The organism is Streptomyces sp. NPDC002643, from assembly GCF_053592555.1.
In genome coordinates this window covers 93,942-117,898 of record NZ_JBSFVY010000019.1, presented here as the reverse complement: position 1 = coordinate 117,898, position 23,957 = coordinate 93,942, and the positions used below count along the sequence as shown (strand labels likewise).

General features: G+C 70.1%; 18 protein-coding genes and 1 pseudogene. 9 read left to right on the top strand and 10 right to left on the bottom strand.

Annotation, left to right across the window (positions count from 1 at the left end):
- Positions 1–39: 39 nt before the first annotated feature.
- Positions 40–2,634 (bottom strand): aminopeptidase N, encoded by a 2,595-nt coding sequence (gene pepN, locus ACWD4G_RS27540; protein ID WP_451297922.1) that lies wholly within the window; start codon positions 2,632–2,634, stop codon positions 40–42.
- A gap of 119 nt (positions 2,635–2,753) precedes the next feature.
- Complete coding sequence (locus ACWD4G_RS27535; RefSeq protein ID WP_451297920.1) at positions 2,754–3,770, bottom strand: aspartate-semialdehyde dehydrogenase; 1,017 nt, start codon at positions 3,768–3,770, stop codon at positions 2,754–2,756.
- Positions 3,771–4,137: 367 nt separating this feature from the next.
- Between ACWD4G_RS27535 and ACWD4G_RS27530 the strand changes: the two genes are divergently transcribed.
- Positions 4,138–4,710, top strand: coding sequence for an RNA polymerase sigma factor (locus ACWD4G_RS27530; protein WP_451297918.1), 573 nt, complete (start codon positions 4,138–4,140; stop codon positions 4,708–4,710).
- Between the two features lies 1 nt (position 4,711).
- Positions 4,712–6,196, top strand: coding sequence for a hypothetical protein (locus tag ACWD4G_RS27525; RefSeq protein WP_451297916.1), 1,485 nt, complete (start codon positions 4,712–4,714; stop codon positions 6,194–6,196).
- 72 nt (positions 6,197–6,268) lie between these two features.
- Here ACWD4G_RS27525 and ACWD4G_RS27520 read toward each other — a convergent pair whose 3' ends face one another.
- Both ACWD4G_RS27520 and ACWD4G_RS27515 read right to left on the bottom strand, forming a co-directional pair.
- Entirely contained in the window at positions 6,269–6,469 is a 201-nt protein-coding gene (locus ACWD4G_RS27520; protein WP_451297914.1) for a hypothetical protein, read from the bottom strand.
- A 256-nt stretch (positions 6,470–6,725) separates the two neighbouring features.
- Positions 6,726–7,706 carry a LuxR C-terminal-related transcriptional regulator gene (locus ACWD4G_RS27515; RefSeq protein WP_451297912.1) on the bottom strand — a complete coding sequence of 327 codons (981 nt, stop codon included), beginning with the start codon at positions 7,704–7,706 and terminating at the stop codon, positions 6,726–6,728.
- A gap of 244 nt (positions 7,707–7,950) precedes the next feature.
- Here ACWD4G_RS27515 and ACWD4G_RS27510 point away from each other — a divergent pair, with 244 nt between their 5' ends.
- From ACWD4G_RS27510 to ACWD4G_RS27500, 3 genes are all read left to right on the top strand, one after another.
- Positions 7,951–8,412 (top strand): NUDIX hydrolase, encoded by a 462-nt coding sequence (locus ACWD4G_RS27510; RefSeq protein ID WP_451297910.1) that lies wholly within the window; start codon positions 7,951–7,953, stop codon positions 8,410–8,412.
- A 362-nt stretch (positions 8,413–8,774) separates the two neighbouring features.
- Positions 8,775–10,538, top strand: coding sequence for a TIGR03767 family metallophosphoesterase (locus ACWD4G_RS27505; protein WP_451297908.1), 1,764 nt, complete (start codon positions 8,775–8,777; stop codon positions 10,536–10,538).
- Between the two features lie 136 nt (positions 10,539–10,674).
- Entirely contained in the window at positions 10,675–11,829 is a 1,155-nt protein-coding gene (locus tag ACWD4G_RS27500; RefSeq protein ID WP_451297906.1) for a serine hydrolase domain-containing protein, read from the top strand.
- A gap of 28 nt (positions 11,830–11,857) precedes the next feature.
- Here ACWD4G_RS27500 and ACWD4G_RS27495 read toward each other — a convergent pair whose 3' ends face one another.
- The gene (locus ACWD4G_RS27495; RefSeq protein ID WP_451297904.1) at positions 11,858–12,175 is read right to left on the bottom strand and encodes a hypothetical protein; all 318 of its coding nucleotides are present in this window, start codon (positions 12,173–12,175) and stop codon (positions 11,858–11,860) included.
- 781 nt (positions 12,176–12,956) lie between these two features.
- On the opposite strand from ACWD4G_RS27495, the gene ACWD4G_RS27490 reads away from it, so the two are divergent.
- Positions 12,957–14,135 carry an LLM class flavin-dependent oxidoreductase gene (locus tag ACWD4G_RS27490; RefSeq protein ID WP_451297902.1) on the top strand — a complete coding sequence of 393 codons (1,179 nt, stop codon included), beginning with the start codon at positions 12,957–12,959 and terminating at the stop codon, positions 14,133–14,135.
- A gap of 188 nt (positions 14,136–14,323) precedes the next feature.
- Here the strand turns inward: ACWD4G_RS27490 and ACWD4G_RS27485 are convergent, their stop codons facing one another.
- Positions 14,324–15,376, bottom strand: a complete 1,053-nt coding sequence (locus tag ACWD4G_RS27485; RefSeq protein WP_451297900.1) for a hypothetical protein — start codon at positions 15,374–15,376, stop codon at positions 14,324–14,326.
- A gap of 354 nt (positions 15,377–15,730) precedes the next feature.
- On the bottom strand, positions 15,731–18,367 hold the full coding sequence (pepN, locus tag ACWD4G_RS27480; protein ID WP_451297898.1) for an aminopeptidase N: 2,637 nt from the start codon (positions 18,365–18,367) through the stop codon (positions 15,731–15,733).
- Positions 18,368–18,512: 145 nt separating this feature from the next.
- Between pepN (ACWD4G_RS27480) and ACWD4G_RS27475 the strand changes: the two genes are divergently transcribed.
- Positions 18,513–19,166: a mycothiol-dependent nitroreductase Rv2466c family protein gene (locus ACWD4G_RS27475; protein WP_451297896.1), complete on the top strand. Its 654-nt coding sequence runs from the start codon at positions 18,513–18,515 to the stop codon at positions 19,164–19,166.
- A 122-nt stretch (positions 19,167–19,288) separates the two neighbouring features.
- Here the strand turns inward: ACWD4G_RS27475 and ACWD4G_RS27470 are convergent, their stop codons facing one another.
- Complete coding sequence (locus ACWD4G_RS27470) at positions 19,289–19,936, bottom strand: superoxide dismutase (protein WP_451297894.1); 648 nt, start codon at positions 19,934–19,936, stop codon at positions 19,289–19,291.
- A 97-nt stretch (positions 19,937–20,033) separates the two neighbouring features.
- Positions 20,034–20,279 (bottom strand): annotated as a pseudogene (locus ACWD4G_RS27465) (TauD/TfdA family dioxygenase); the annotation flags it as partial.
- A gap of 546 nt (positions 20,280–20,825) precedes the next feature.
- On the opposite strand from ACWD4G_RS27465, the gene ACWD4G_RS27460 reads away from it, so the two are divergent.
- A complete protein-coding gene (locus ACWD4G_RS27460) occupies positions 20,826–21,401 on the top strand; it encodes a biotin transporter BioY (protein ID WP_451297892.1) in 576 nt (191 codons plus the stop codon).
- A gap of 144 nt (positions 21,402–21,545) precedes the next feature.
- Here the strand turns inward: ACWD4G_RS27460 and ACWD4G_RS27455 are convergent, their stop codons facing one another.
- Complete coding sequence (locus ACWD4G_RS27455; protein WP_451297890.1) at positions 21,546–23,054, bottom strand: amino acid permease; 1,509 nt, start codon at positions 23,052–23,054, stop codon at positions 21,546–21,548.
- A 192-nt stretch (positions 23,055–23,246) separates the two neighbouring features.
- On the opposite strand from ACWD4G_RS27455, the gene ACWD4G_RS27450 reads away from it, so the two are divergent.
- The gene (locus tag ACWD4G_RS27450) at positions 23,247–23,732 is read left to right on the top strand and encodes a ribose-5-phosphate isomerase (RefSeq protein ID WP_451297888.1); all 486 of its coding nucleotides are present in this window, start codon (positions 23,247–23,249) and stop codon (positions 23,730–23,732) included.
- Positions 23,733–23,957: the final 225 nt, after the last annotated feature.

Genomic DNA, 23,957 nt, shown 5'->3' with positions numbered 1-23,957 from the left:
CCGTCGTCGTACGACCGCCTGCCGGCCCTACGGAGTCGGCTACTCCACGGTTTCCGCGGCCGCCGCGTCCGTGGCCTGGGCCTTCAGGGCCCGCTCCACTCCCGCGCGGGACTCGGAGACCAGGCGGCGGAGGGCCGCGTTGGGCTCGGCGGAGGCGAGCCAGGCGTCCGTCTTGCGCAGGGTCTCCTCCGAGACCTGGATCGTCGGGTAGAGACCGACGGCGATCTGCTGGGCGATCTCGTGGGAGCGGGAGTCCCAGATGCCCTTGACGACCTCGAAGTACTTGTCGGTGTACGGCGCCAGCAGCTCGCGCTGGTCGGTCTGGACGAAGCCGCCGATGACCGCCTCCTGAAGGGCGTTCGGAAGCTTGTCCGACTCGATGACCTGGGACCAGGCATCCGCCTTGGCCTCCGGCGTCGGACGGGACGCGCGGGCGGTCGCCGCGTGGCGCTCACCGGCGGCGGTCTTGTCGCGCTCGTACTCCCCGGCGATCTCCGCCTCGTCGTAACGGCCCACCGCCGCCAGCCGCTGGACCAGCGCCCAGCGCAGCTCGGTGTCGACGGCCAGCCCCTCGATGGTCTGGGTGCCCTCCAACAGGGCCTCCAGCAGGTCCAGCTGCTCCGGCTCGCGGGCGGTCGCCGCGAAGGCGCGCGCCCAGGCGAGCTGGTGGTCGGAGGACGGGGCGGCGGTCCGTAGATAGGCCAGCGTGGCGTCCGTCCAGCGCGTGAGCAGCGCCTCGCGCCCCGTCGGGTCGGCGTACAGCTCGATCGCCAGCTTCACCTGCCGTTGCAGGGACTGCACGACACCGATGTCCGACTCCTTGCCGATGCCGGACAGCACGAGGGACAGGTAGTCGCGCGTGGCGAGTTCCCCGTCACGGGTCATGTCCCAGGCGGAGGCCCAGCACAGGGCGCGGGGGAGGGAGGACTCGAAGTCGCCGAGGTGCTCGGTGACGAAGGCCAGCGACTGCTCGTCCAGGCGGACCTTCGCGTACGACAGGTCGTCGTCGTTGAGGAGGACGACCGCCGGGCGGCGCTTGCCCACCAGCCCCGGTACGGCGGTCAGTTCACCGTCGACATCCAGCTCGACACGGTCGTCGCGGACCAACTTGCCGCTGGCGCTTTCTGAACTGTCCAGTTCGTACAGGCCGACCGCGATGCGGTGCGGGCGCAGTGTCGGCTCGCCCTTGGCGCCGGTGGGCAGGGCCGGGGCCTCCTGGCGGATCGCGAAGGAGGTGATGACACCGTTCGCGTCGGTCTCGATCTCGGGACGGAGGATGTTGATACCCGCCGTCTCCAGCCACGCCTTCGACCACGCCTTGAGATCACGCCCGGAGGTCTCCTCCAGGGCGCCCAGCAGATCGGACAGGCGCGTGTTGCCGTACGCGTGCGCCTTGAAATAAGCCTGTACGCCCCGGAAGAACTCGTCCATGCCCACATACGCGACGAGCTGCTTCAACACGCTCGCCCCCTTCGCGTAAGTGATGCCGTCGAAGTTGACGAGGACGTCGTCGAGGTCGCGGATCTCGGCCATGATCGGGTGGGTGGACGGCAGCTGGTCCTGCCGGTACGCCCAGGTCTTCATGGAGTTGGCGAACGTGGTCCAGGAGTGCGGCCAGCGCGAGCCGGGGGCGTACGCCTGGCAGGCGATGGACGTGTACGTGGCGAACGACTCGTTCAGCCACAGGTCGTTCCACCACTCCATCGTCACGAGGTCGCCGAACCACATGTGGGCCAGCTCGTGCAGGATGGTCTCCGCGCGCATCTCGTACGCGGCGTCCGTCACCTTGGACCGGAACACGTACTGGTCGCGGATGGTCACCGCGCCCGCGTTCTCCATCGCGCCCGCGTTGAACTCCGGTACGAACAGCTGGTCGTACTTCTTGAACGGGTACGCGTAGTCGAACTTCTCCTGGAACCAGTCGAAGCCCTGCCGGGTCACCTCGAAGATCGCGTCCGAGTCGAGGAACTCGGCGAGCGAGGGGCGGCAGTAGATGCCCAGCGGCACGCTCTGCCCGTCCTTCTCGTACACGCTGTGCACGGAGTGGTACGGGCCGACGATCAGCGCGGTGATGTAGCTGGAGATCCTCGGGGTCGGCTCGAAGACCCAGACGTCGTCCTTGGGTTCCGGCGTCGGCGAGTTGGAGATGACCGTCCAGCCGGTCGGGGCCTTCACCGTGAACTGGAAGGTGGCCTTCAGATCGGGCTGCTCGAAGGACGCGAAGACCCGGCGGGCGTCCGGGACCTCGAACTGCGTGTACAGGTACGCCTGGTCGTCGACCGGGTCGACGAACCGGTGCAGACCTTCACCCGTGTTGGTGTACGCGCAGTCGGCGACGACGCGCAGGACGTTACGGCCCTGGAGCAGGCCGGGCAGCGCGATCCGGGAGTCCTTGAAGACCTCGTCCACGTCCAGCGGATCGCCGTTGAGGGTCACCTCGTGGACGGTCGGGGCCACCAGGTCGATGAAGGACTGGGCGCCGCTCTCCGATACATCGAAGCGCACCGTGGTAACGGACCGGTAGGTCCCGCCCTCCTGCGCGCCGGAGAGGTCGAGATCGATCTCGTACGAGTCAACGCTGAGCAGCTCCGCCCGCTGCTGAGCCTCATCGCGGGTCAGGTTTGTGCCAGGCACGCGGTCATCTCCTCGTTATGTGTGGGTTGCGCCATCCTTCCATGCCGCCTTGCGAGCCTGCCGCACACCAAGGCCCACCGGTCGACCGGAGCCGGTGGGCCTTGGTGTGTGAACCGGCGTCAGCCCTTCAGCTCCGCCGCCACCAGTTCCGCGATCTGGACGGCGTTCAGGGCCGCGCCCTTGCGGAGGTTGTCGTTGGAGATGAACAGGGCGAGGCCGTTGTCGACGGTCTCGTCCTTGCGCACGCGGCCGACGTACGAGGGGTCCTGGCCGGCGGCCTGGAGGGGGGTCGGGATGTCGGAGAGGGCCACGCCCGGGGCGCCCGCGAGGAGTTCCGTGGCGCGCTCGGGGGAGATCGGGCGGGCGAAGCGGGCGTTGACCTGGAGGGAGTGGCCCGAGAAGACCGGGACGCGCACACAGGTGCCGGAGACCTTCAGCTCCGCGATCTCCAGGATCTTGCGGGACTCGTGGCGGAGCTTCTGCTCCTCGTCCGTCTCGTTCAGCCCGTCGTCGACGATCGAACCGGCGAGCGGCACGACGTTGAAGGCGATGGGCCGCTTGTAGACGCCCGGCTCGGGGAAGTCGACCGCGCCGCCGTCGTGCGTCAGCTTGTCCGCGTCCGCGACGACCTTCTGGACCTGCCCGTGCAGCTCCGCCACGCCAGCGAGCCCGGACCCGGACACCGCCTGGTAGGTGGCGACGACCAGCGCCTCCAGCCCGGCCTCCGCGTGCAGCGGGCGCAGGACCGGCATCGCGGCCATGGTCGTGCAGTTCGGGTTGGCGATGATGCCCTTGGGGCGGTCGGCGATCGCGTGCGGGTTCACCTCGGAGACCACCAGGGGTACCTCGGGGTCGCGGCGCCACGCCGAGGAGTTGTCGATGACGACCGCGCCCTGGGAGGCGACCTTCTCCGCCAGCGCCTTGGAGGTGGCGCCGCCCGCCGAGAACAGCACGATGTCGAGGCCGCTGTAGTCCGCCGTCGCCGCGTCCTCGACCGTCACCCCGTCGATCACCGACCCGGCCGAGCGGGCCGACGCGAACAGGCGCAGCTCCGTCGTCGGAAAGTTCCGCTCCTTGAGGATGCTCCGCATGACCGTGCCGACCTGCCCGGTGGCTCCGACGATTCCGACCCTCACGGCGACTCCCTTTACGTGGCTTGTATGTGTCTGCGGCATGGCCGAGGCGTTTCCATCATGCGGGCAGCCCCGGTCCGCGTGTCCAATCGTTTGACCGCCCGGCTCGTTCCATGGGACGTCCACGGCGTACGACGGCTCCGGGTCCGTCCCCGGTTCTTCGTTCGTCAACCACGCTGAGCTGGAGAAATTCCCCCGGGGGCGCCCCCGTGCCGAAAGCTGTGCTGCCCCGACCCTGCCCATCTGCCCGACCCGCACGCGAAGGTGTGACGTACGCCTCTGCGGGCCCCCGGAAAAACTCGGCCGAGCCGTACGAACGTTTCGGCCCACCCCGGCGTCGTAGGGGAAACGCGGGTGGGGAGGGGTGGCTGTGCTGCGCAGAAAGGCGCGTCGCGTCCAGGAGGTGGACGATCCGCGCGACACGGGGGCCGCCGCGCCGGCCACCGGCACCGATCCGCTCGACGCGGCCCAGGAGCGGCGGGTGCGGGCGGTGCTCGCGCTCGGCGGTGTGCCGCAGACGGACCTGCCGGACGGGGTGCAGCAGGTGAGGCTGCGGCTGCTGGAGCGGGCCGCGAGCGGCAGGGAGGCGCCGAGGGACGTGTCCGCGTGGGCGGCGGTGGTCGCCTCCAACCTGGCGATGGACTGGCACCGGGCGAGGCGCCGCCAGGAGCGCCTCGGTGAGCGCCTGGCCTCGCTGCGCCAGCCGGAGCACTCCCTGCACGCCTTCGGCGAGGACTCCAGCGTGCTCTCGCTCGCCGTCGCCCGGGGCCTGGACGAGCTGCCCGACGCCCAGCGCCAGGTTCTCGTCCTGCGCTTCTACGCCGACCTGCCGGTACGCGGGATCGCCGAGGAGCTGGGCATCCCCGAGGGCACGGTCAAGAGCAGGCTCCACTCGGCGGTCCGCGCGCTGCGCGCCCGCCTGCACGAGGACGAGGTGGTGTGACGTGTCCGCCCGGGACGACAGCCGGCGCGACGCCGGGTACGACGAGGTCGAGGCCGAGTTCGACGGCCCCGTCCACAACGGGATGGACGCCCTCCTGTCCGCCCTCACCGACGCCCCCCTGCCCGAAGAGGCCCAGACCGACCAGGAGTTCATGACGGCCCACCGCGCGGCCACCACCGACCTGGCTTTGCTGAGGGAGCAGCTGGGGGCCATCGGGGATGCGTTGGCTGATTTGGGGGCGGGGGCGGGGAGTGGCGTGGGGGTCGGGGCGGGGAGTGCTTCGAAGGTCGGCACGGGGAGTGACACAGGGGCCGAGGCCGGCGGCGATACGAGGGGGGACAGGGGGGCCCACCGGTGGGCCGCGAGCGGGAGGGGCGCGGACGCGGTGCGGGGCGCGGAGGCGGATGCCGGCCGGGGCGCTCGGGACGCGGAGGGTGACCTGGGTGTTCGGGATGCGGAGGGTGGCGCGGGTGTTCCGGCCGGGTACGCGGATGCCGGCCGGGGTGTCCGGGACGCGGAGGGTGACGCGGGTGTCCGGGGTGCGAAGGCTGACCCAGGTGTCCCGGACGAGGACGCCGACGCGGGTGCCCCGGACGCGGAGACCGGCGTACCGCCGGGGCGACCCGGGGCCGCGCGGCCGGGGCACGTGGCCGGCATCGAGACGGAACTCGGACGGGGGTCGGGGCCGGGACGGGAGCCGGGACTCGGATGGGGGTCGGGGCCGGGACGGGAGCCGGGACCGGGACTCGGACGGGAGCCGGAACTCGGACAGGAGTCGGAACCCGGACGGGACCCGGCGCTCGGGCAGGAGGCGGGGCGTGGCCAAGCGGTGGTGGCTGGGGAAGCCGCGGGGGTGTGGCTCGGGGAAGGCCGGGGGACGGGGGCCAGGGAGGCGCCCGGGGAGGAGCTCGGGGCCGGGGGCCGGGAGGCCCCCCTCGCGGGCGTGACCCCGCTGGGCTCGCGGGTGAAGCGGCGTCGGCGTGCCCGGCGGGGACTGACCGTCGCTGCCGGCGCGCTCGCCGCCGCGGCCGCCGCCTCGTTCGTCCTCGGCGTCGGCTGGCTCGTCGTCCAGGCGGGCGGCGGCGTGGACAGCACGTCCTCGTCGGACTCCGGCTCACTCGCGGACACCGACGCGGGGGCCGGTCAGGACGACGCCAAGCGCGGCCGGGCCGGTTACCTCGCCTGCGCCCGCCTCGTCTTCGAGGGCACCGTCGTCTCCCGCGAACGCGTCCCCGGCACCGGACAGGACCGCGTCACCGTCGACGTGGACCGCTACTACAAGCCCGCCGAGGGCGCCGACGAGGCCGTGTTCCCCATGGACGAGAACCTCACCCCCCGGCTCAAGGCCGGCGACCACGTCCTCATCGGCATCCCCCACAACAGCGCCGAACCCGACCTCTGGACCACGGACGAGGCCGAGATCGCCCGCGAGCGGACCTGGATCGAGAAGGAACTGCCGGCCGGCGAGAACCTGGCCTGCGAGTGAGTCCGACCCGGACGCCCAACGGCCCGTCGGGGAATCCGACGGGCCGTTGTGAAGCAGCGCGGTGGGCTCAGCTCACTCCTGGTCGTCCCACGTCCACGTCGCCTTCTCGCCGGGGACGACCACATCCGTGAGGTCGTCCGCCGCCACGACCGTCCGGTCGGCGGGGGAGACGGAGATACCCGTGGAGCCGCCGACGGTGAGGACCATCGCGGCGGAACCCAGAGCGAGCAGGGCGAAGCCGCTCAGGCGCCGCGCCTTCTTCGAGGAATGCACAACCGTTCCTCTTTCGTGTGGGGATACGAGTGAGCCCCCGAACGGGGGCACGACCGATCATCGGGGATCGACATGGGATTCGTACGCGTCTCCCCTGTCCTATTGCGGCCATGTCCGGACGCGGCCACATGCCCCGGACGATCACCGGGTAGACGACTCGATGGGCTCTGCCCAATCCCTGACATCTCCAGAGCAACCCCAGGGATGTCCGGGGAACCAACCCCAGGATGCCCCTGGAGCCAATCCCGGGATGTCCCTAGAGCCAACCCCGGCGCACGGCCTCGGCCCCCGCCTCGAAACGGCTCTGCGCGTCCAACCGCTTCATCAGGTCCGACATCAGCCGGCGGATCGTCCGCACGGACAGCCCCAGCTTGCGGGCGATCCCCTGATCCGTCATCCCCTCGGACAGCAGCTTCAGCAGCACCCGGTCGCGTTCGCTGGCCTCGTTCCCCGGCGCCGGCCGGCCCTCCTCCCCGAGCGGCACCCCCTGCGCCCAGACCAGCTCGAAGAGCTCGGCGAGGGCCCGTACGACGCCCTGGTAGCGCACGACGAGGGCGCCCTGCCGGCTGTCCTCGGCGTTGACCGGCACGACGGCGACCTCACGATCGCAGATGATCATCCGCATCGGCACCGCGGGGACCGTACGGACCTGGCCGCCCATCGAGGTGAGCCAGGTGGCGTACTCGGAGGTGCCGGGGTCGTTGCGGACGCTGTCGAGGTAGACGGACCGCATACGGACGCCCCGCTCGAAACACTCCTGGTCCAGGGGGCGGGCCGACTCCCGTCCGGCCGCGCTCACGGCGCCGCCCGGCGTGAAGGTGCAGACCTCCTGCACCGCGTCCCGGGACAGCTGCTCCAGCCGGGTACGGACGGCGTCCACACCGACGAGATGCTCGGCGCCACCGGTGTTCCGCAGGCCCAGCGCGACATAGTCGGCGGTCAGTTCGGCGACCGTGGCCTGTCTGCTCGTCAAGTCGGCGCGCGCGGCGTCCAGTTGGGCCTCGCGGCGGCGCAGGGCCGGACCGAGGACCGTGTCGGGGTTCATCGGCAGGAACGTGGTCTCCGTGACCGGGCTGAGCAGGGACAGCCCCGCGAGCCGGTCGACGGCGGCCCTCACCTCCTGCACGGACAGGTCGGTGTGTTCCTGGATGTCCTGGAGTGTCCAGGACGGATTGGTGAGAAAGGTCCGATAGATACGGAGGGCCTGGGGGTCGGATTCCAGAAACTCGTCCAGCATTTTTGCCCCCTTACCTCCTCTTTTCCCAGAAGCGAATCCTAGTTCGATCAACGCGGATTCAACAGCGAATCCAGGATCTTGGCAGCACAGTGCCATGGCTGGAGGCGGCCACCCTCGAAGCCTGGCGCACGGGTTCTTCACAAGCCGAAGATCGTGGCGCAGCGAACCGGAAGGGCGGGTGCCACGGGGGTGTATCCGCCCTTCCCGTGCTGGTCGGCGTCGAGTCGTTCAGTAACGTCTGCGTATGCGCGAGGACTTGCGGGTGGCGGCCTACGCCGTATGTGTACGGGACGGACAGATCTTGCTGGCCCGCTGGGTGTCCAGGGAGGGCGTCAAGCGGTGGACGCTGCCGGGCGGGGGCATGGACCACGGCGAGGACCCCTACGACACGGTAGTGAGGGAAGTCACCGAGGAAACCGGCTACGAGGTCGAGCCGACGACCCTCCTCGGCATCGACTCCATGACCCGCGACAGCTCCCGCCGCCTGGCCGGCCGCGCCACCTTCCACGCCCTCCGCATCCTCTACGAGGCCGACATCACCGCCGGCACCCTCCGCAACGAGGAGAACGGCTCGACGGACATGGCGGCCTGGCATGCCTTGGCGGACGTCCCGAACCTGGACAGGGTGGACTTGGTGGACGCGGGCCTGGCCCTGTGGCGGGCCCGCCCAAGGAACGGCCACTTGTCGCTACCGGCCAGCTCCTAGGTTGTTAGGGGCGCGGGGCTGTATCGATGTGCGGCTCCGCCGCGTGGGCGCGACCAGCCACGACGAACCCGCACTCGCAAACCCACAAACCCCCCACGGCGAAGAGGCGTGATGCCCGCCCACATGAACAAGCAGTGACCATCCCCCTTCCAGTCAACCTCGCATTCGCCAACCCTCAGCCACGCGCCGCGTACTCCGTGATCCACGTACCGTGATCGGCGCCCCCCGTTGTCACCTCGTTAACGCCCAGGTCACCCCCACTGCCAAGCATCCAGTACGAGCGGGAAACACCTCACGGGCCGACCCCGGCCGGAGGCCCCCGCGACCACTGCCGAAGCGTTCGCACTCGGGGAGACCGCGCCATGTCGCGCATACGCTCAGTCGCTGCCGCCGCCACCCACCCTGACCGCCGCGCCTTCCTCGCCACCACCGGCGCGGTCGGGATCGCGGCGGGCATCGGCCTCGCCCTGCGGCCGGAGACCGACCCCGCCCACGCGGCCACCCCCGCCCGCGCGGAACCCGTGTCGCTGTCCAACCGCGAGGCCCCCGCCGCCCCCCTCACCCCGTACACCCGGGGCACGACCCTCGCCTCGGTCGCCGCGCCCCGCAACACGTCCGGCTACCGCCGCCTCGGCGACGGCGCCGGCTGGGAGCGGGCGGTGCGCGCCGACCTCGCGACCCCCAAGTCGGGCCGGGAGAGCCGCCGTACGACGCTGGCGTCGTTCGTGCAGTTCACCGACCTGCACGTCGTCGACGTCCAGCACCCGCTGCGCTACGAGTACCTGCGCGCCCAGACCGCCAGCGCCTGGCGTCCGCAGGAGGCGCTGTCCGTGGCGGGCGCGGTCTCGCTGGTGGAGCGGGTGAACGCGCTGCGCGGTGCCCCGGTCACCGGCTCCCCGCTGCACTTCGTGATGACGACCGGCGACAACACCGACAACAACTCCAAGACGGAACTGGACTGGTTCCTGAAGGTGATGAGCGGCGGCCGGATCACCCCCAACTCCGGTGACCCGCGCCGCTACGAGGGCGTCCAGAACAGCGGTCTCGACCTCTACTGGCAGCCCGACTCGACCGTCCGTGACTCCGACAAGGCCCTCGGCTTCCCGCACCTCGGCGGCTTCCTGGCCGCCGCGATCCGCGAGGTCAACAGCCCCGGCCTGAACGTCCCGTGGTACTCCACGGTCGGCAACCACGACTCCCTGCCCGGCGGCTGCTACGCCCCCGGCGACTCCTTCTTCGCCGAGTACGCGGTCGGCGGCAAGAAGCTGATGACGCTGGACGAGCAGGTCGGGAAGGCCATCTGGGACAACGTCAAGAGCGGCGGCGACCCGCGCGGCGCCGAGTGGAAGGACATCCTCAAGTCCCAGGCGAGGAAGATGCGTTCGGTCACCCCGGACGAGAACCGCGCCCCCTTCACACCCCTTGAGTATCTGAAGGCCCACCTGGACCCGGCCCACCAGGGCTACGGCCCGGTCGGCCACGGCTACTCGCAGGCCAACCTCGACGCCGGCACCCAGTACTACGTCTTCCGTATCGCCGACGACGTCATCGGCATCAGCCTGGACTCCACCGACCCCGGCGGCCACTACGAGGGCTCGCTCGGCACGGCCCAACTGAGGTGGCTGGACCGTACGCTGAAGGACGCCGCCAAGGACGGCTCGTACGCGGTCATCTTCAGCCACCACACCAGCAAGTCGATGCGCAACCTCAACAAGGACCCCGGACGTCCCGGTGAGGCCCGCCACGGCGGTGACGAGGTGCTGTCCCTGCTGGGCCGCCACCGCAACGTCCTGGCCTGGGTCAACGGTCACTCGCACCGCAACCGCATCACCCCGCACTCGTCGGCGGGCGGCGGCTCCTTCTGGGAGATCTCCACCGCGTCGCACATCGACTTCCCCCAGCTCGCCCGGGTGATCGAGCTGGTGGACAACAAGGACGGCACGATCTCCCTGTTCACCACGCTGATCGAGTCCGCCGCCCCGCACACCACGGACTTCGCCGACCTCAGCCAGACCGGTCTCGCCGCCCTCTACCGCGAGCTGTCCTACAACGCCCCCGGCCGCCGCGACACCCTCACCGGCACCGCCGGCGACCGCAACACGGAGCTTGTACTCCGAAAGGGTTAAAAACCGCTCAACCATCCGTAGCAGTTCAACCATCGCAACAAGCACCGTGTCCCCCTTCGTGACCGAACGTTGTCGAAGCCGACGAACTTCTCGTGATCTCTCGGCTGTAGACAAAGGATTCGAAGGGGGAGAACCCATGTCAGTACGTACGCGACGGCTGGCCGCGGCGCTCACGATCACGGCGCTGGCGGCATCGGCGGCGCTGACCGCGCCCGCGGTGGCGGCACCGCCGTCCCCCGGCGGAGGGGGTCACCGGGCCGTCCGTGAGGCGATGGACGCCAATGTGAAGGACGGCGTCGTCGGCATCGCCCTCCAGGCGAAGGACGAGCACGGCGTCTGGAAGGCCACGGCGGGCGTCGGCGACCTCGCGTCGGGCGCCCCGCGCAGCGCCCATGACCGCTTCCGCGCGGGCAGCATCACCAAGTCGTTCGTCTCCACGGTCCTGCTGCAGTTGGAGGCCGAGGGCCGTCTGTCGCTGGACGACACGGTGGACACGTGGCTGCCGGGCCTGGTCCGGGGCCACGGCCACGACGGCCGCGAGGTGACCCTGCGCCAACTCCTCAACCACACCAGCGGAATCGCCGACTACACCTCCGACGAGCAGTTCGTGAAGGACGTCTTCCTCGCCGACGGCTTCCTCAAGAACCGCTACCGCACCTGGACACCGGCCCAACTGGTCGGCATCGCCATGAAGCACAAGCCGGTCTTCGCCCCCGGCACCGACTGGAGCTACTCCAACACCAACTACGTCCTCGCCGGCATGGTGATCGAGAAGGCCACCGGCAACCCGTACGGCGACGAGGTCCGCCACCGCATCATCGAACCCCTCCGCCTGCACGCCACCAAGATCCCCGGCACGCGACCAGGACTCCCCGACCCCCACAGCCGCGCCTACTCGAAACTCGCCGAGTCGACGACCGGCAAGACGTACGACGTCACCGACCTCAACCCCTCGATCGCCTACGCGGCGGGCGAGTTGATCTCCAACCCGGCCGACCTCAACCGCTTCTTCTCCGCCCTGCTGAAGGGCGAACTCCTCCCGAAGCGCCAGCTCAAGGAGATGAAGACCACGGTCCCCGTGGACGACCTGCACGGCGGCTACGGCCTCGGCCTCATCACCTACAAGCTCTCCTGCGGCATCCAACTCTGGGGCCACAGCGGCGGAATCCACGGCTCCCTCTCCGAAACCACCACCACCGAGGACGGCACCCACTCCCTCACCTACAACTTCAACAGCGACTGGGCGGGCGACAGCCTGTCGATCGTGGAGGCGGAGTTCTGCGGGAACTAGAACTCCGCCCCCTCCGGCCGAACTCGCGTCACCCGAACGCGAGTTTGGCCGCCCATCCGCTGGAGGCACTGATCACCTCGACCCCACTGCCGAGCGCCTTGGCGCCCCCGGCATAGACCTTGACGCTGCCGCCACTCGTCAGCGTCCAGATGTCGGGGATGCCGTCGCCGGTGACATCGGGAGTGCCGTAGAGCAGATCGGGCTCGCCGTCCGCGTTGTGGTCGCCGAGACTGACCAGGTCACGGTCGGCCAAGGCGCTGACGGCGATCCGCGTCGCCGTGGTGAAGGCCGCGCCGGTGTAGCCGGTGAAGGCCCACATGCCGCCGCTCCCGGTGGTGGCGAACATGTCGACGCGACCGTGCGACGGATGAGGAGGCCCAGCTGTTCGCGGCCTATGTGGACGCCGCCAATGACGCCTTTGCTCAGGGGCAGATGTCGTCCACGGGCAGAGTCTCCACTGCTGCTGCCATCAGGAGGGAAGCGGCTCGTGAAGCAGCGCAAGAGCGGCGCCGTGCAGCAGAGGCCGGGACGCCTTACCCCGGGTGTCGCGGAGATCGCGACGGTGACGCACTGTCCTGTCGACCCCGAGTATGCCGATTTCCTGCTGCATGCGAATGGTTGGCCTGCGCGATGAGGGCGCTTGCCATCGCAGCCGCCGCGCTCACCAGTCGGCGGGTGGTACTGGTGACCGACCAGGGCGTCGTTGTGCTGGAGTACGGGCGGTTCGGCGGGGTGAAGCCGAGGCGGGTTCTGGCGTGGCTGCCGCGAGGGACGAGTCTCGGCGCGTTGCACCGCGGCGGCGAAGAGCCCCACGACGGCCCGCTTGCGAGTGAACCCTCCGCCAGGTCGCCCCGGCCCCAGCTCTCGTGCGACTGTCGTAGCCACAAGCCCGGTTCGAGCCGTCGTGTCGTCCGCATCCACGTTGGGCCGCCATGCGCACTGTCCTTGTGTCGCGGCCCGAGGTGGGCGAGACCGTTCGGGCCCGGCTCGGCGCCGGGTGAAGTGAGGGGCCACATCGGTACATTCGGATATCTGTCCGTCGTATCGTGATCAGCGCAGGGCCCCCGACCGCACCACATGCCACGTGCCATGTCCCACGTGCACCACCGAAAGGCCGCCCCACGCCGATGAGAATCGACATCTTCAGCGAGATCCAGGACCCCCGCCCCTGGCCGGAGAGTGATGACCGCGCAGCCGGGCATGAGCATGTCCGTATTCGGCAGGCCATCGAACAGGCCGTGCTCGCCGATGAGTTGGGCTATGGATGCTGGTGGCAGGTCGAGCATCACGGGGCGGAGGAGTTCAGCCTCTCGTCCGCGCCCGAGCTGCTGCTGGCCGCGCTGTCGCAGCGGACCTCGCGGATACGTCTCGGCCATGCCGCCGTGCTGGCCCCGCGCGAGATCAACCACCCCATCCGGATCGCCGAACGCGCCGCGATGCTGGACCACTTGAGCACCGGCCGCGCCGAGATCGGCCTCACCCGGTCCACCCCACCGGAGTGGCGGCTCTTCGGCGCCGACCCGGCGACCGTGCGGGACCGCACGAGCGACGCCTTCGAGGTCGTACCGAAGATGTGGACCGGCGACACGAGTGTGAGCGACGGGGTGCCCGTCCTGCCCGCCCCCTACCAGCGCCCCCACCCGCCCCTCTGGCAGGCCGCCTCCAGCCCGGCGTCCTTCGAGGAGGCCGGACGGCGGGGTGTCGGGGTGCTCGGTACGACCCTCTGGGAGCCGCTGGAACGGGTGGCCCGGCTCGTCGAGCTGTACCGGGCCGCCGCTGACGACTGCCGTCAGCCCGTCGGGTCCTTCGTCAACAACCAGGTCGCCTTCTTCACCTTCGTGCACTGCGCGGACACCGACGAGGAAGCCATGCGGGGCGGCGCGGCGACGGCCGCCGCCTGGTACACGGCCCGCGCGCTCACCTTCTTCGAGGCCGCCGACGCCTTCATGGAGACGAGGGCCAGGGAGCAGGCCCTCATCGACGACCCGTCCGGCGGTGGTCTCGCTGGGGAGTTCCTCCGCAAGGAGATGGCGGCGGCCGGCACCCCCAGCGCCGCCCTCATGGTCATCGGCCGCATCCTCCAGGGCGAACAGGTCCCCGACGACGAGGTCTTCGACGCCCTCGCCGGCCAGGACTCCCTGATCGTCGGCAGTCCCGAGACCGTCCGCAAGAAGCTCCGCGCCTACGCCGACCTCGGCATCGACCGCCTGATGTGCTTCCACCAGGTGGGAGCGCTACCACACGAGGCCGTACTCCGCAGCATCCGCCTCGTGGGCGACCTCATCCCGGAGTTCGACCAGGAGTAGGCCGGCGCGTCAGGCCTAGGAGGCGTATGAACGCACGTCAGGCCATGAAGGCGCGTCAGGTGTATGAAGGCACGTCAGACGCATGAGGAAGGGCCGCCGAAGTCCATGACGGCGGCCCTTCCTCTCCCCTCCTCCTGGTCACCGGCCCCCACCGGCGACCTGGTCATCAAGTCATCCAGTCACCCCGGTCATCGCGGCAGCACCACCACATACGCCGCCGGATCGCGGTCGCACGACGCCATCAACGCCGTACGCACCACCGTCGCCTGCTGCTCCAGCGACTCGCGGAGCTTCTTCGGAGTGATGTGGACGACGGTGATGCCGAGCCGCTCCAACGTCTCCCGCTTACGGGCGTACTCGGACCACAGGGCGTCGTCCTCCTGACGCGGCGCCCGGGTGTCCAGCTCGACGGCCACGGCCTGCTCGGGCCAGTACGCGTCGAGACCGCCGAGGTGCGGGCCGCCGGGCAGCCGCAGATCCACGTTCCACACCGGGTCGGGGAGCGCGTACTCGCGGACCATCCGGTACAGGTGGTCCTCCGCGATCGCCCGCCCCTCGGCGAGCAACGAGTCCACGGCGTCCACGACATGCTGCCGGTTCAGCAGCCTCGCCTGCGTCAACTCCCGTACGACGGCCGCCGGTTCCGTGTGACCGCCGCGTACCGCCTCCGTCAGCAGCCGGCGTACGGCGACCGCGTCGGTCAGTTCCGCGACGGCGTCGGCGAGGGCGCGCGGCACCGGGGCGACGGGCAGGCCGGTGATGTACGACGGGGTCGGCATGGCGGGCGTACGGACGATCCGCGCGCATCCCACGCTCCGCAGGCGCCGCATACGGGGGACCAGGACGTCGATGGTGTCCAGGGAGAGCAGCGGGGGAGCGGACGAGAAGCCGTGCAGGGTGAGGGCGGCGAGCCCCGTGATCACCGCGTCCGTGTACCGGGCCGGGGGCTGGGCCTGGTGTTCACCGCGGTTCGGCTGCGCGGGGACTCCCGGCGCGGCCTCCCGGCCCCGGGTCGCGTACGACAGCACCGCGTGCAGCCGCTCCTCGGGGGTGGCCGGGCCCGGGTGCAGCAGGTACACCCCCGGGAGGATCAACTGCCAGGCGCCGCCCGGGCGGCACTGCTCGCTCATCTCTGCGGGGGTGACGCCCTGCTGCCGCAGCTGCGCGGCGGTGAGCACACGGCGGCCGACGTCGGCCGGGCGGCGGAGGGGGCGGGGGGAGAGCGGGGTGTTGTGGTTCATGCCCGGGAGCTTCCCGTGCCCGGGGCGCGTCATGAGCGCTGTTACAACTCCGTCGACAAATCCGGACAAGACAGCACTAAAGCACGTCCGTTCGAGAGCCGATAATGCCGCCCAATAGCTCGGGGGTGCGGGTTGTCTGGCGACTGCGGGTGAGTGGGGGCTGGTCGCGCAGTTCCCCGCGCCCCTTACGGGGCGCTCAACTGCGGGCAGTCGTGCCGCTGGGGCGATGGGGGTACCGCCCGCGCGAGCGAAGCCGAGCGTGGGGGAGGGTGGGCGCAGCGGCACCTCGTAGGCGCCGAGTTGCGCGGCCCACCCCCGCCCAGCTCCAGCTGCCGGGTGCCCAATCCCCCCAGCTCAGCGGTAGCTGCTCGCCGCCGCATCACATTCCTGCCCCCGCAACCCGCGCGCCAAATCATCCCGAGCCTCGATGACCAGCCTCCGCAAGGCAGGCGCCGCTGACTCGTGCGTGGCCAGCCACGCATCCGTCGCGGCCAGCGTCTCCGGGGAGTCCTGCAGCGACGGGAACAACCCCCGCACCACATCCATCCCGATCTGGATCGACCGCTCGGCCCACACCCGCTCGATCACCTCGAAGTACTTCGAGGCGTACGGCGCGATCAGCCCCCGCTGGGACGGTCGCGCGAACCCGGCGATCGTCGCCTCCACCAGTGCGTTCGACAGCGTCTCCGACTCCACCACCGTCGCCCAGGCCTGCGCCTTCACCGCCGCGGACGGCCGCGCCGCCAGGCACCGCACCTGGTGCCGCTTCCCGGACGCCGTGTCGTCCCGGGCCAGCTCGGCGGCCAGCACCCCCTCCCCGGCGATCCCGTACGTGGCCAGCGGTTCGAGGAACGCCCACCGCAGCTCCTGGTCCACCTCCAGCCCGTCGACCTTCTCGGTCCCGGCCAACAGTCCTTGCAGTACGCCGAGATCACCCTCGGAGGACGCCACGGCCGCGAAGAACCTCGCCCAGGCCAGCTGATGCTGACTCCCGGCCTCCGCCGCCCGCAGCTCACGCAGGGCGCCCTCCGCCAGCAGCCGGCCCCCGGTCTCCCGCCACTCGGGCGCCGCGTAGAACGTAAGGGCCGAGTTCGCCCAGGCGTGCAGCGTCTGGAGCACCCCGATGTCGGACTCCCGCCCGGCGAACCGCAGCACGAGGTCCACGAAGTCACGCGCCGGCAGCAACGCGTCCCGGGTCAGATTCCACAGCGCCGACCAGCACAGCGCCCGCGCCAGCGGATCGGTGACATCCCCGAGCCCGGCCCGCAGCGTGTCCAGCGAACCGGCGTCGAAACGGATCTTGCAGTAGGTCAGATCGTCGTCGTTGACCAGCACCAGCTCGGGCGCCCCGGCCCCGGCCAGCTCACCCACGACCGTACGCGGCCCGTCCACATCCACCTCGACCCGCGCATACCGCTCCAACGCGCCCCCGCCACCGACCTCACCCCCGCCCGTACGCCGGTACAGCCCGATCGCCACCCGGTGCGGCCGCTCCTCGGGGTGCGACTCGGGCGCCTCCTGGACGACGGCCAGCTCGTCGATCCGGCCCTCGGCGTCGAGGAGCACCTGCGGTGTCAGGGAGTTCACCCCGGCCGTCTGCAGCCACGCCCGCGACCAGGCCGCCATGTCCCGCCCGCTGGTCTCCTCAAGCACCGACAGCAGATCGCCGAGCCGCGTATTGCCGTACGCGTTCCGCTTGAAGTAGCGCCGCGCGCCCTCCAGGAACGCCTCGCGCCCCACGTACGCCACCAACTGCTTGAGCACGGACGCGCCCTTGGCGTAGGTGATGCCGTCGAAGTTGAGCTTGGCGTCCTCCAGGTCACGGATGTCGGCCGTGATGGGGTGGGTGGAGGGCAACTGGTCGGCGCGGTACGCCCAGGACTTGCGGTTGTTGGCGAAGGTGATCCAGCCGTCGGTGAAGCGGGTGGCCTCGGTCAACGAGAAGGAGCCCATGAAGTCGGCGAAGGACTCCTTCAGCCACAGGTCGTCCCACCACACCATGGTCACCAGATCGCCGAACCACATGTGCGCCATCTCGTGCAGGATGACGTTGGCCCGCCGCTCGTACGACGCCCGGGTCACCTTGCCCCGGAAGATGAACTCCTCGCGGAACGTGACCAGTCCGGGGTTCTCCATCGCGCCGAGGTTGTACTCGGGCACGAACGCCTGGTCGTACTTCCCGAACGGGTACGGGTAGTCGAAGTGGTCGTGGAAGAAGTCCAGGCCCTGCTTGGTGATCAGGAAGACGTCGTCGGAGTCGAAGTGGGGGGCGAGCCCCTTGCGGCACAGGGCGCCGAGGGGGATCTCCAGCGTCGTACCGTCGTCGAAGGTCCGGGAGTAGGAGTCCGTGACGTAGTGGTAGGGGCCGGCCACCACACAGGTGATGTACGTCGAGATCGGCTTGGTCTCCGCGAAGCGCCAGACGCCGTCCGTCAGCTCGCCGAGCCCGTTGCTCCACACCACCCAGCCCTCGGGCGCCCGCGCCTCGAAGCGGAACGGGGCCTTCAGGTCCGGCTGTTCGAAGCCCGCGAAGACCCGGCGGGAGTCGGCGGGCTCGTACTGGGTGTAGAGGTAGACCTCGCCGTCCTCGGGGTCGACGAAGCGGTGCATGCCCTCGCCGGTGCGGGAGTAGGCGCACTGGGCGTCCACCACCAGCTCGTTCTCGGCGGCCAGGTCGTCGAGGGCGATCCGGGTGCCGTCGAAGACCTCGCTCGGGTCGAGGTCCTTGCCGTTGAGGGAGATCGCCGTCACACTCGGCGCGATCAGATCGGCGAAGCTGGAGGCGCCCGGCTCGGCGCAGCGGAAGCGGATGGTCGTCACCGAGCGGAAGGTGCGCGGGCCCCCACCCGGGCCGCCGGGGCCGCCGGGGCCGCCCGGGTCGCCGGAGGCACCGACGGCGGACCGCAGGTCGAGGGAGACCTCGTAGCCGTCCACGGACAGCAGCGCTGCCCGCTCCTGGGCCTCGTCGCGGGTCAGATTCTCACCGGGCACGGGCGGCACTCCCTCGGGGTGGTGTTCAGAATGCGGACAGCCCGATCCTCCCATGTGCCACGGGAATGGCCGGGGTGGTCCTCGGTGTTGCCGAGGTTGTTGACCCGTAAACCGACCCTCAACGGCCTTTCCTCCGAGGAGAAGCATGTCCGAGCAGTCCACCGGCAAGACGCCCGTCGACTTCTGGTTCGACCCCCTGTGCCCCTGGGCCTGGATGACCTCCCGGTGGGTCCTGGAGGTGGAGAAGGTCCGCGACATCGAGGTCCGCTGGCATGTGATGAGCCTCGCGGTCCTCAATGAGCCCAAGATCGACGAACTGCCCGAGGAGTACCGCGAACTCCTGGCGACCAAGGCGTGGGGGCCGGTGCGGATCGTCATAGCCGCTCAGGAGGAGCACGGCGCCGAGGTCCTCGGCGACCTCTACACCGCGATGGGCACCCGTATCCACAACCAGGGCGAGGGCCCCGAGAAGGAGACCGTCGCCGCGGCCCTGAAGGACGTCGGTCTGCCCGACTCCCTCATGGACCACTGGGACGCCACCCCGTACGAGCCGCAGCTGCGCGCCTCGCACAAGGAGGGCATCGACAAGGTCGGCCAGGACGTCGGCACCCCGGTCATCGCCGTCCCCGGCTCGGACGGCGAGCAGATCGCCTTCTTCGGCCCGGTCGTCACCCCCACCCCGCAGGGCGAGGAGGCCGCCAAGCTCTGGGACGGCACCCTCCTCGTCGCCTCGGTGCCGGGCTTCTACGAGATCAAGCGCACCCGCACCAAGGGCCCCGACTTCAGCAACCTGGTCTGAACCCATACCGGAGAACCCCCGCGAGTCACGTCCTCGCGGGGGTTCTCCTTCTGTCCGCCTGCCCGGTGAGCGGTGAGAAGACGATCACGAGCAGGACGTCCCGGACTGCCCCCCTCTCCGCCTCACGGAGTCAGCAGCAACACATCGGCGCGGGATGTGGCCGCCGCGTAACGCCGGGCCACGTCCTGCCAGTTGACGACCGCCCACATGGCCTCGATGAAGTCGACCTTCTGGTTCCTGTACTGCAGATAGAAGGCGTGCTCCCAGGCGTCGAAGACCAGGATCGGGGTCGAGCCCTGGCCGACGTTGCCCTGGTGGTCGTAGACCTGCTCGACGATCAGCCGCCCGCTCAGCGGCTCGTAGGCGAGGACGCCCCAGCCGGAGCCCTGGGTGGTCGCGGACGCCTTGGACAGCTGGGCCTTGAAGTGCGCGAACGACCCGAAGGACTCGGTGATCGCGTCCGCCAGCTCGCCCACGCCGTCCTCGGCCAGCGGCTCCCCGCCCCCGTCCTTCGGGCCGGTCATGTTCTGCCAGTAGACGCTGTGCAGGATGTGCCCGGAGAGATGGAAGGCCAGGTTCTTCTCCAGCCCGTTGATGGAGCCCCATGTCTCCTTGTCCCGCGCCTCCGCCAACTGCTCCAACGTGTCGTTGGCCCCCTTCACATACGCCGCGTGGTGCTTGTCGTGGTGCAGCTCGATGATCTCGGGGCTGATCACGGGCGCGAGCGCGGAGTAGTCGTACGGCAGTTCAGGAAGCGTGTAGACGGGCATGTGGGGTCCCCTCGGGCAGTTATTGCAACCTACTTGCAAATGCAGGCTAACAGCAAGAGTCTCTTGAGGGCCGTGCTGCGCCGCCCCCGAGGTGCAGTGCGAGGCGTCGCCCTCGATCGAGTAGCAGTGGCGGGTCCCGGTGGGCCGCCGCCGAGTTGGCGATCAGGGTCGCGTCGCCGTACGGCGGGACGGTGATGCTGCGGAGGGTGGTGGCCTTCGGCGGGTTGAGGACGAAGGTGACATCGGTGCGCCAGTGGTCGGCGCGGCCCCGCTCGCTGTCCACACAGCACACTCCAGCAGCTCCGCGAGCCTGACGGCGGCCCGCTCCAGTACGACGGGGCATGGCGATCTTCCTCGGGAACGGGTCCGACGCTGCGCCGACTTGAGAGGCGGGGCAGCCGGAGCCGCCTCACCCGGAGCGGCGACAGGCGGCCGTACCGACGCGTCGCGGATCGACACGGCGACGCGACGTGAAGTACCGGGCCTGGGCAACCAACCATGTGCTCGAAGCCGGCAACACCGGCCCACCGCTGCCGAGACGGCGATCGACGGGCGAGGCGGCGACCGCCAGGGGCGAGGCGGGGACCGCCAGGGGTGAGACGGTGATCGATCGCCACGGGCGAGCGGGTGATCCATCCCCTTTGGTGAAACCCTACAGACGCCGTCGCCACCACCCGCGTGGCGAAGGCCACTCCACCTCAGTGACCGGTATCACGCCGTACCCGGTGTAACCCGCCCTCTTTGTTGAGAACCCATCAAGCAGGCGTTCGGCCCCTTGTCGAGTGCTGACGGTGTTCGGCGCACGGCCTCCGGGATACCGTCGCCGTGGTTCGTTGCCGTCTACACCGGCATCGCGCCCTCACCCTCACTCTCACCTCGCGGAGTCCCCATGAGTACGGCCGTCGCCCCCGCCCGCACCGGACAGGTCCTCGCCGATCTGCTCCCCGCCTCCCGCGTACGGGACATCGCGCTGGTGGTCGGCGGTGCCGCGCTCACCGGGCTCGCCGCCCAGATCTCCGTGCCCGTGCCGGGCTCCCCGGTCCCGGTGACCGGCCAGACCTTCGCCGCGCTCCTCGTCGGTACGGCCCTCGGCGCCGGACGCGGTGTCGCCTCGCTGGTCCTCTACGCGCTGGCCGGACTCGCCGGTGTGCCGTGGTTCGCGGGCGGTGCCTCCGGCGTGAGCGTGTCCTTCGGCTACATCCTCGGCATGATCCTCGCCTCCGCCGCCGTGGGCGCCCTCGCCCGCCGGGGCGCCGACCGCTCGATGCCGCGCATGGCCGGCACGATGGTCCTGGGCTCGGCGATCATCTACGCCATCGGCGTCCCCTACTTGGCCGTCACCGCCGACCTCTCCCTCTCCGCCGCCGTAGCCGCCGGCATCACCCCCTTCCTGATCGGCGACGCCCTCAAGGCGGCCCTGGCGATGGGCCTGCTGCCGACGGCCTGGAAGCTCCTCAAGAAGTGACGCGGCTCAAGAAGTGACCATGCTCAAGAAGTGACCCTGCTCACGAAGTGGCACGGCGAATGAAGTGACGGGCCTCAAGAAGCGAGGCCCGTCACTGAGTCGTGGTCCTGCGGATTCGGGGCTTCCCCCGCCCCATGACCCGCCTCAGCGCACCGAGTCGCCGACCTTGTCGGTGCCGGCGCCGCTCACCTCGGCGGTGCTCCCGCTCACCTCGGCGGCGGCCTTACGCCCCCCGACGCTCTCCTTCACCAGCGCGATCCCCACGACGACCGCCGCGACCAGCAGTGACAGCAGCAGGATCTCGCGATTGCCGTGCTCGGTGTCGGTCAGCATGTAGCCGAGGACGAAGAGGATCAGCCCGATGGTGGCCCAGGTCAGATACGGGTACAGCCACATCCGCACGACGAGCTTCTCCGGACTCTCCCGCTCGATGATCTTCCGCATCCGCAGCTGCGAGAAGCAGATCACCAGCCAGACGAACAGGGCGACGGCACCGGAGGAGTTGACCAGGAAGAGGAAGACCCCCTCGGGGAAGAAGTAGTTGAAGATCACGGCCACGAAGCCGAAGACGACCGAGGAGAGGATCGCGGCCATCGGCACACCCCGGGCGTTCGTACGGCCGAAGGCGGCCGGCGCGTCCCCGCGCTCACCCAGCGAGAACGCCATCCGGGAGGCGGTGTAGAGACCGGAGTTGAGACAGGACAACACCGACGTGAGCACGATGAAGTTCATGATCTGCCCGGCGTGCGCGATGCCCAGGGAGTCCAGGGCGGCGACGTAGGAGCCCTTCTCCTTGATCGACGGGTCGTTCCACGGCAGCAGCGCCACCACGACGAAGATCGAGCCGAGGTAGAAGACGGCGATCCGCCAGATGATGCTGTTGGTCGACTTGGTGACCGCCCTCTGCGGGTTCTCGGTCTCCCCAGCCGCCAGCGTGGCGATCTCGCTGCCCATGAAGGAGAAGACGACCAGCAGCACACCGATAAGGATCGCGCCGGGCCCGTTGGGCAGGAAGCCGCTGTGGTCGGTCAGATTGGACAGCCCGGCCTTCTCGGCGTCGACGCCCGGCAGCAGCCCGAAGATCGCCAGTCCGCCGACGACGATGAACGCGGCGATCGCGACGACCTTGATCCCCGCGAACCAGAACTCGAACTCCCCGTAGGAGCCGACGGAGACGAGATTGGTGGCGGTCAGCACCACCATCACGATCAGTGCCCAGCCCCACTGGGGCACCTGCGGAATCCAGCCCTCCAGGATCACCGCACCCGCGGTCGCCTCGACCGCGAGCACGACGACCCAGAAGAACCAGTACAGCCAGCCGATCGAGAACCCCGCCCAGCGCCCCAGCGCCCGGTCGGCGTGTGCGGAGAACGACCCCGAGGTCGGATGGGCGGCGGACATCTCGCCCAGCATCCGCATCACCAGCACCACCATCGTGCCCACCAGGGCGTACGACAGCAGGATGCCGGGACCGGCGGTCGCGATACCGGAGGAGGACCCGACGAACAGGCCCGCTCCGATCACACCACCGATCGCGATCATCGACAGATGACGGTTCTTCAGTCCGGCGTGCAGACCGGGCGACGACGAGGTGGGGGAGTCGGGGGAACCCGGGGAGCCCGTCGGGGGCGGCAGAGTCGGCTGTGAGGCCATGGGGACTTTCCTTACGCCGTGGGGGACGTGGGGTTTGAGCGTCTACCCAGTGAATCGGAGGTAAAGAGAATCCAGAACCTTTGAATCCTGATTGTTACTTGAGGTTTACTTGAGGTTCTGTGGTGAAGCTCATGTTTTATCGGGCGCCTCCCCGCGCGCGCCCCATCGAAACCGGCGTGTCACACTCTGACCATGCGCGTCTACCTCGGCTCGGATCACGCCGGATACGAACTCAAGAACCACCTCGTCGAGTGGCTGAAGGCCGCCGGCCATGAGCCCGTCGACTGCGGGCCCCACATCTACGACGCCCAGGACGACTACCCGCCGTTCTGCCTCCGCGCGGCCGAGCGTACGGCCGCCGACCCCGGGTCCCTCGGCATCGTCATCGGCGGCTCCGGGAACGGGGAGCAGATCGCCGCGAACAAGGTCGCCGGCGTCCGCGCCGCTCTCGCGTGGAGCGAGCAGACCGCCGCGCTGGGCCGTGAGCACAACAACGCGAACGTCGTGGCCGTGGGTGCGCGCATGCACTCCCAGGAGGAGTCCACCAAGTTCGTGGAGATCTTCCTCAACACGCCGTTCTCCGGCGACGAACGGCATATCCGTCGCATCGACATGCTGACCGCGTACGAGACCACGGGCGACCTCCCGGCGATCCCGGCGCACCACCCCCAGCAGTAGGGCTGCGCCGCTGGGCCGCCGCGTGAGAACTCGGGGGTGCGGGTCGTATGGCGTCTGCGGCTGCCCGCGTGGTCGCTCACGCAGTTCCCCGCGCCCCTGAAAAACCGGGCCGCACCCATGCTTTTAGGGGCGCGGGGAACTGCGCGACCAGCCCCCCCCCCCCCCCCCCCACCGGCCCCCCCCCCCCCCCCCCCCGGCCGGGCGGGGGGGCGGCCCGGGCGCGGG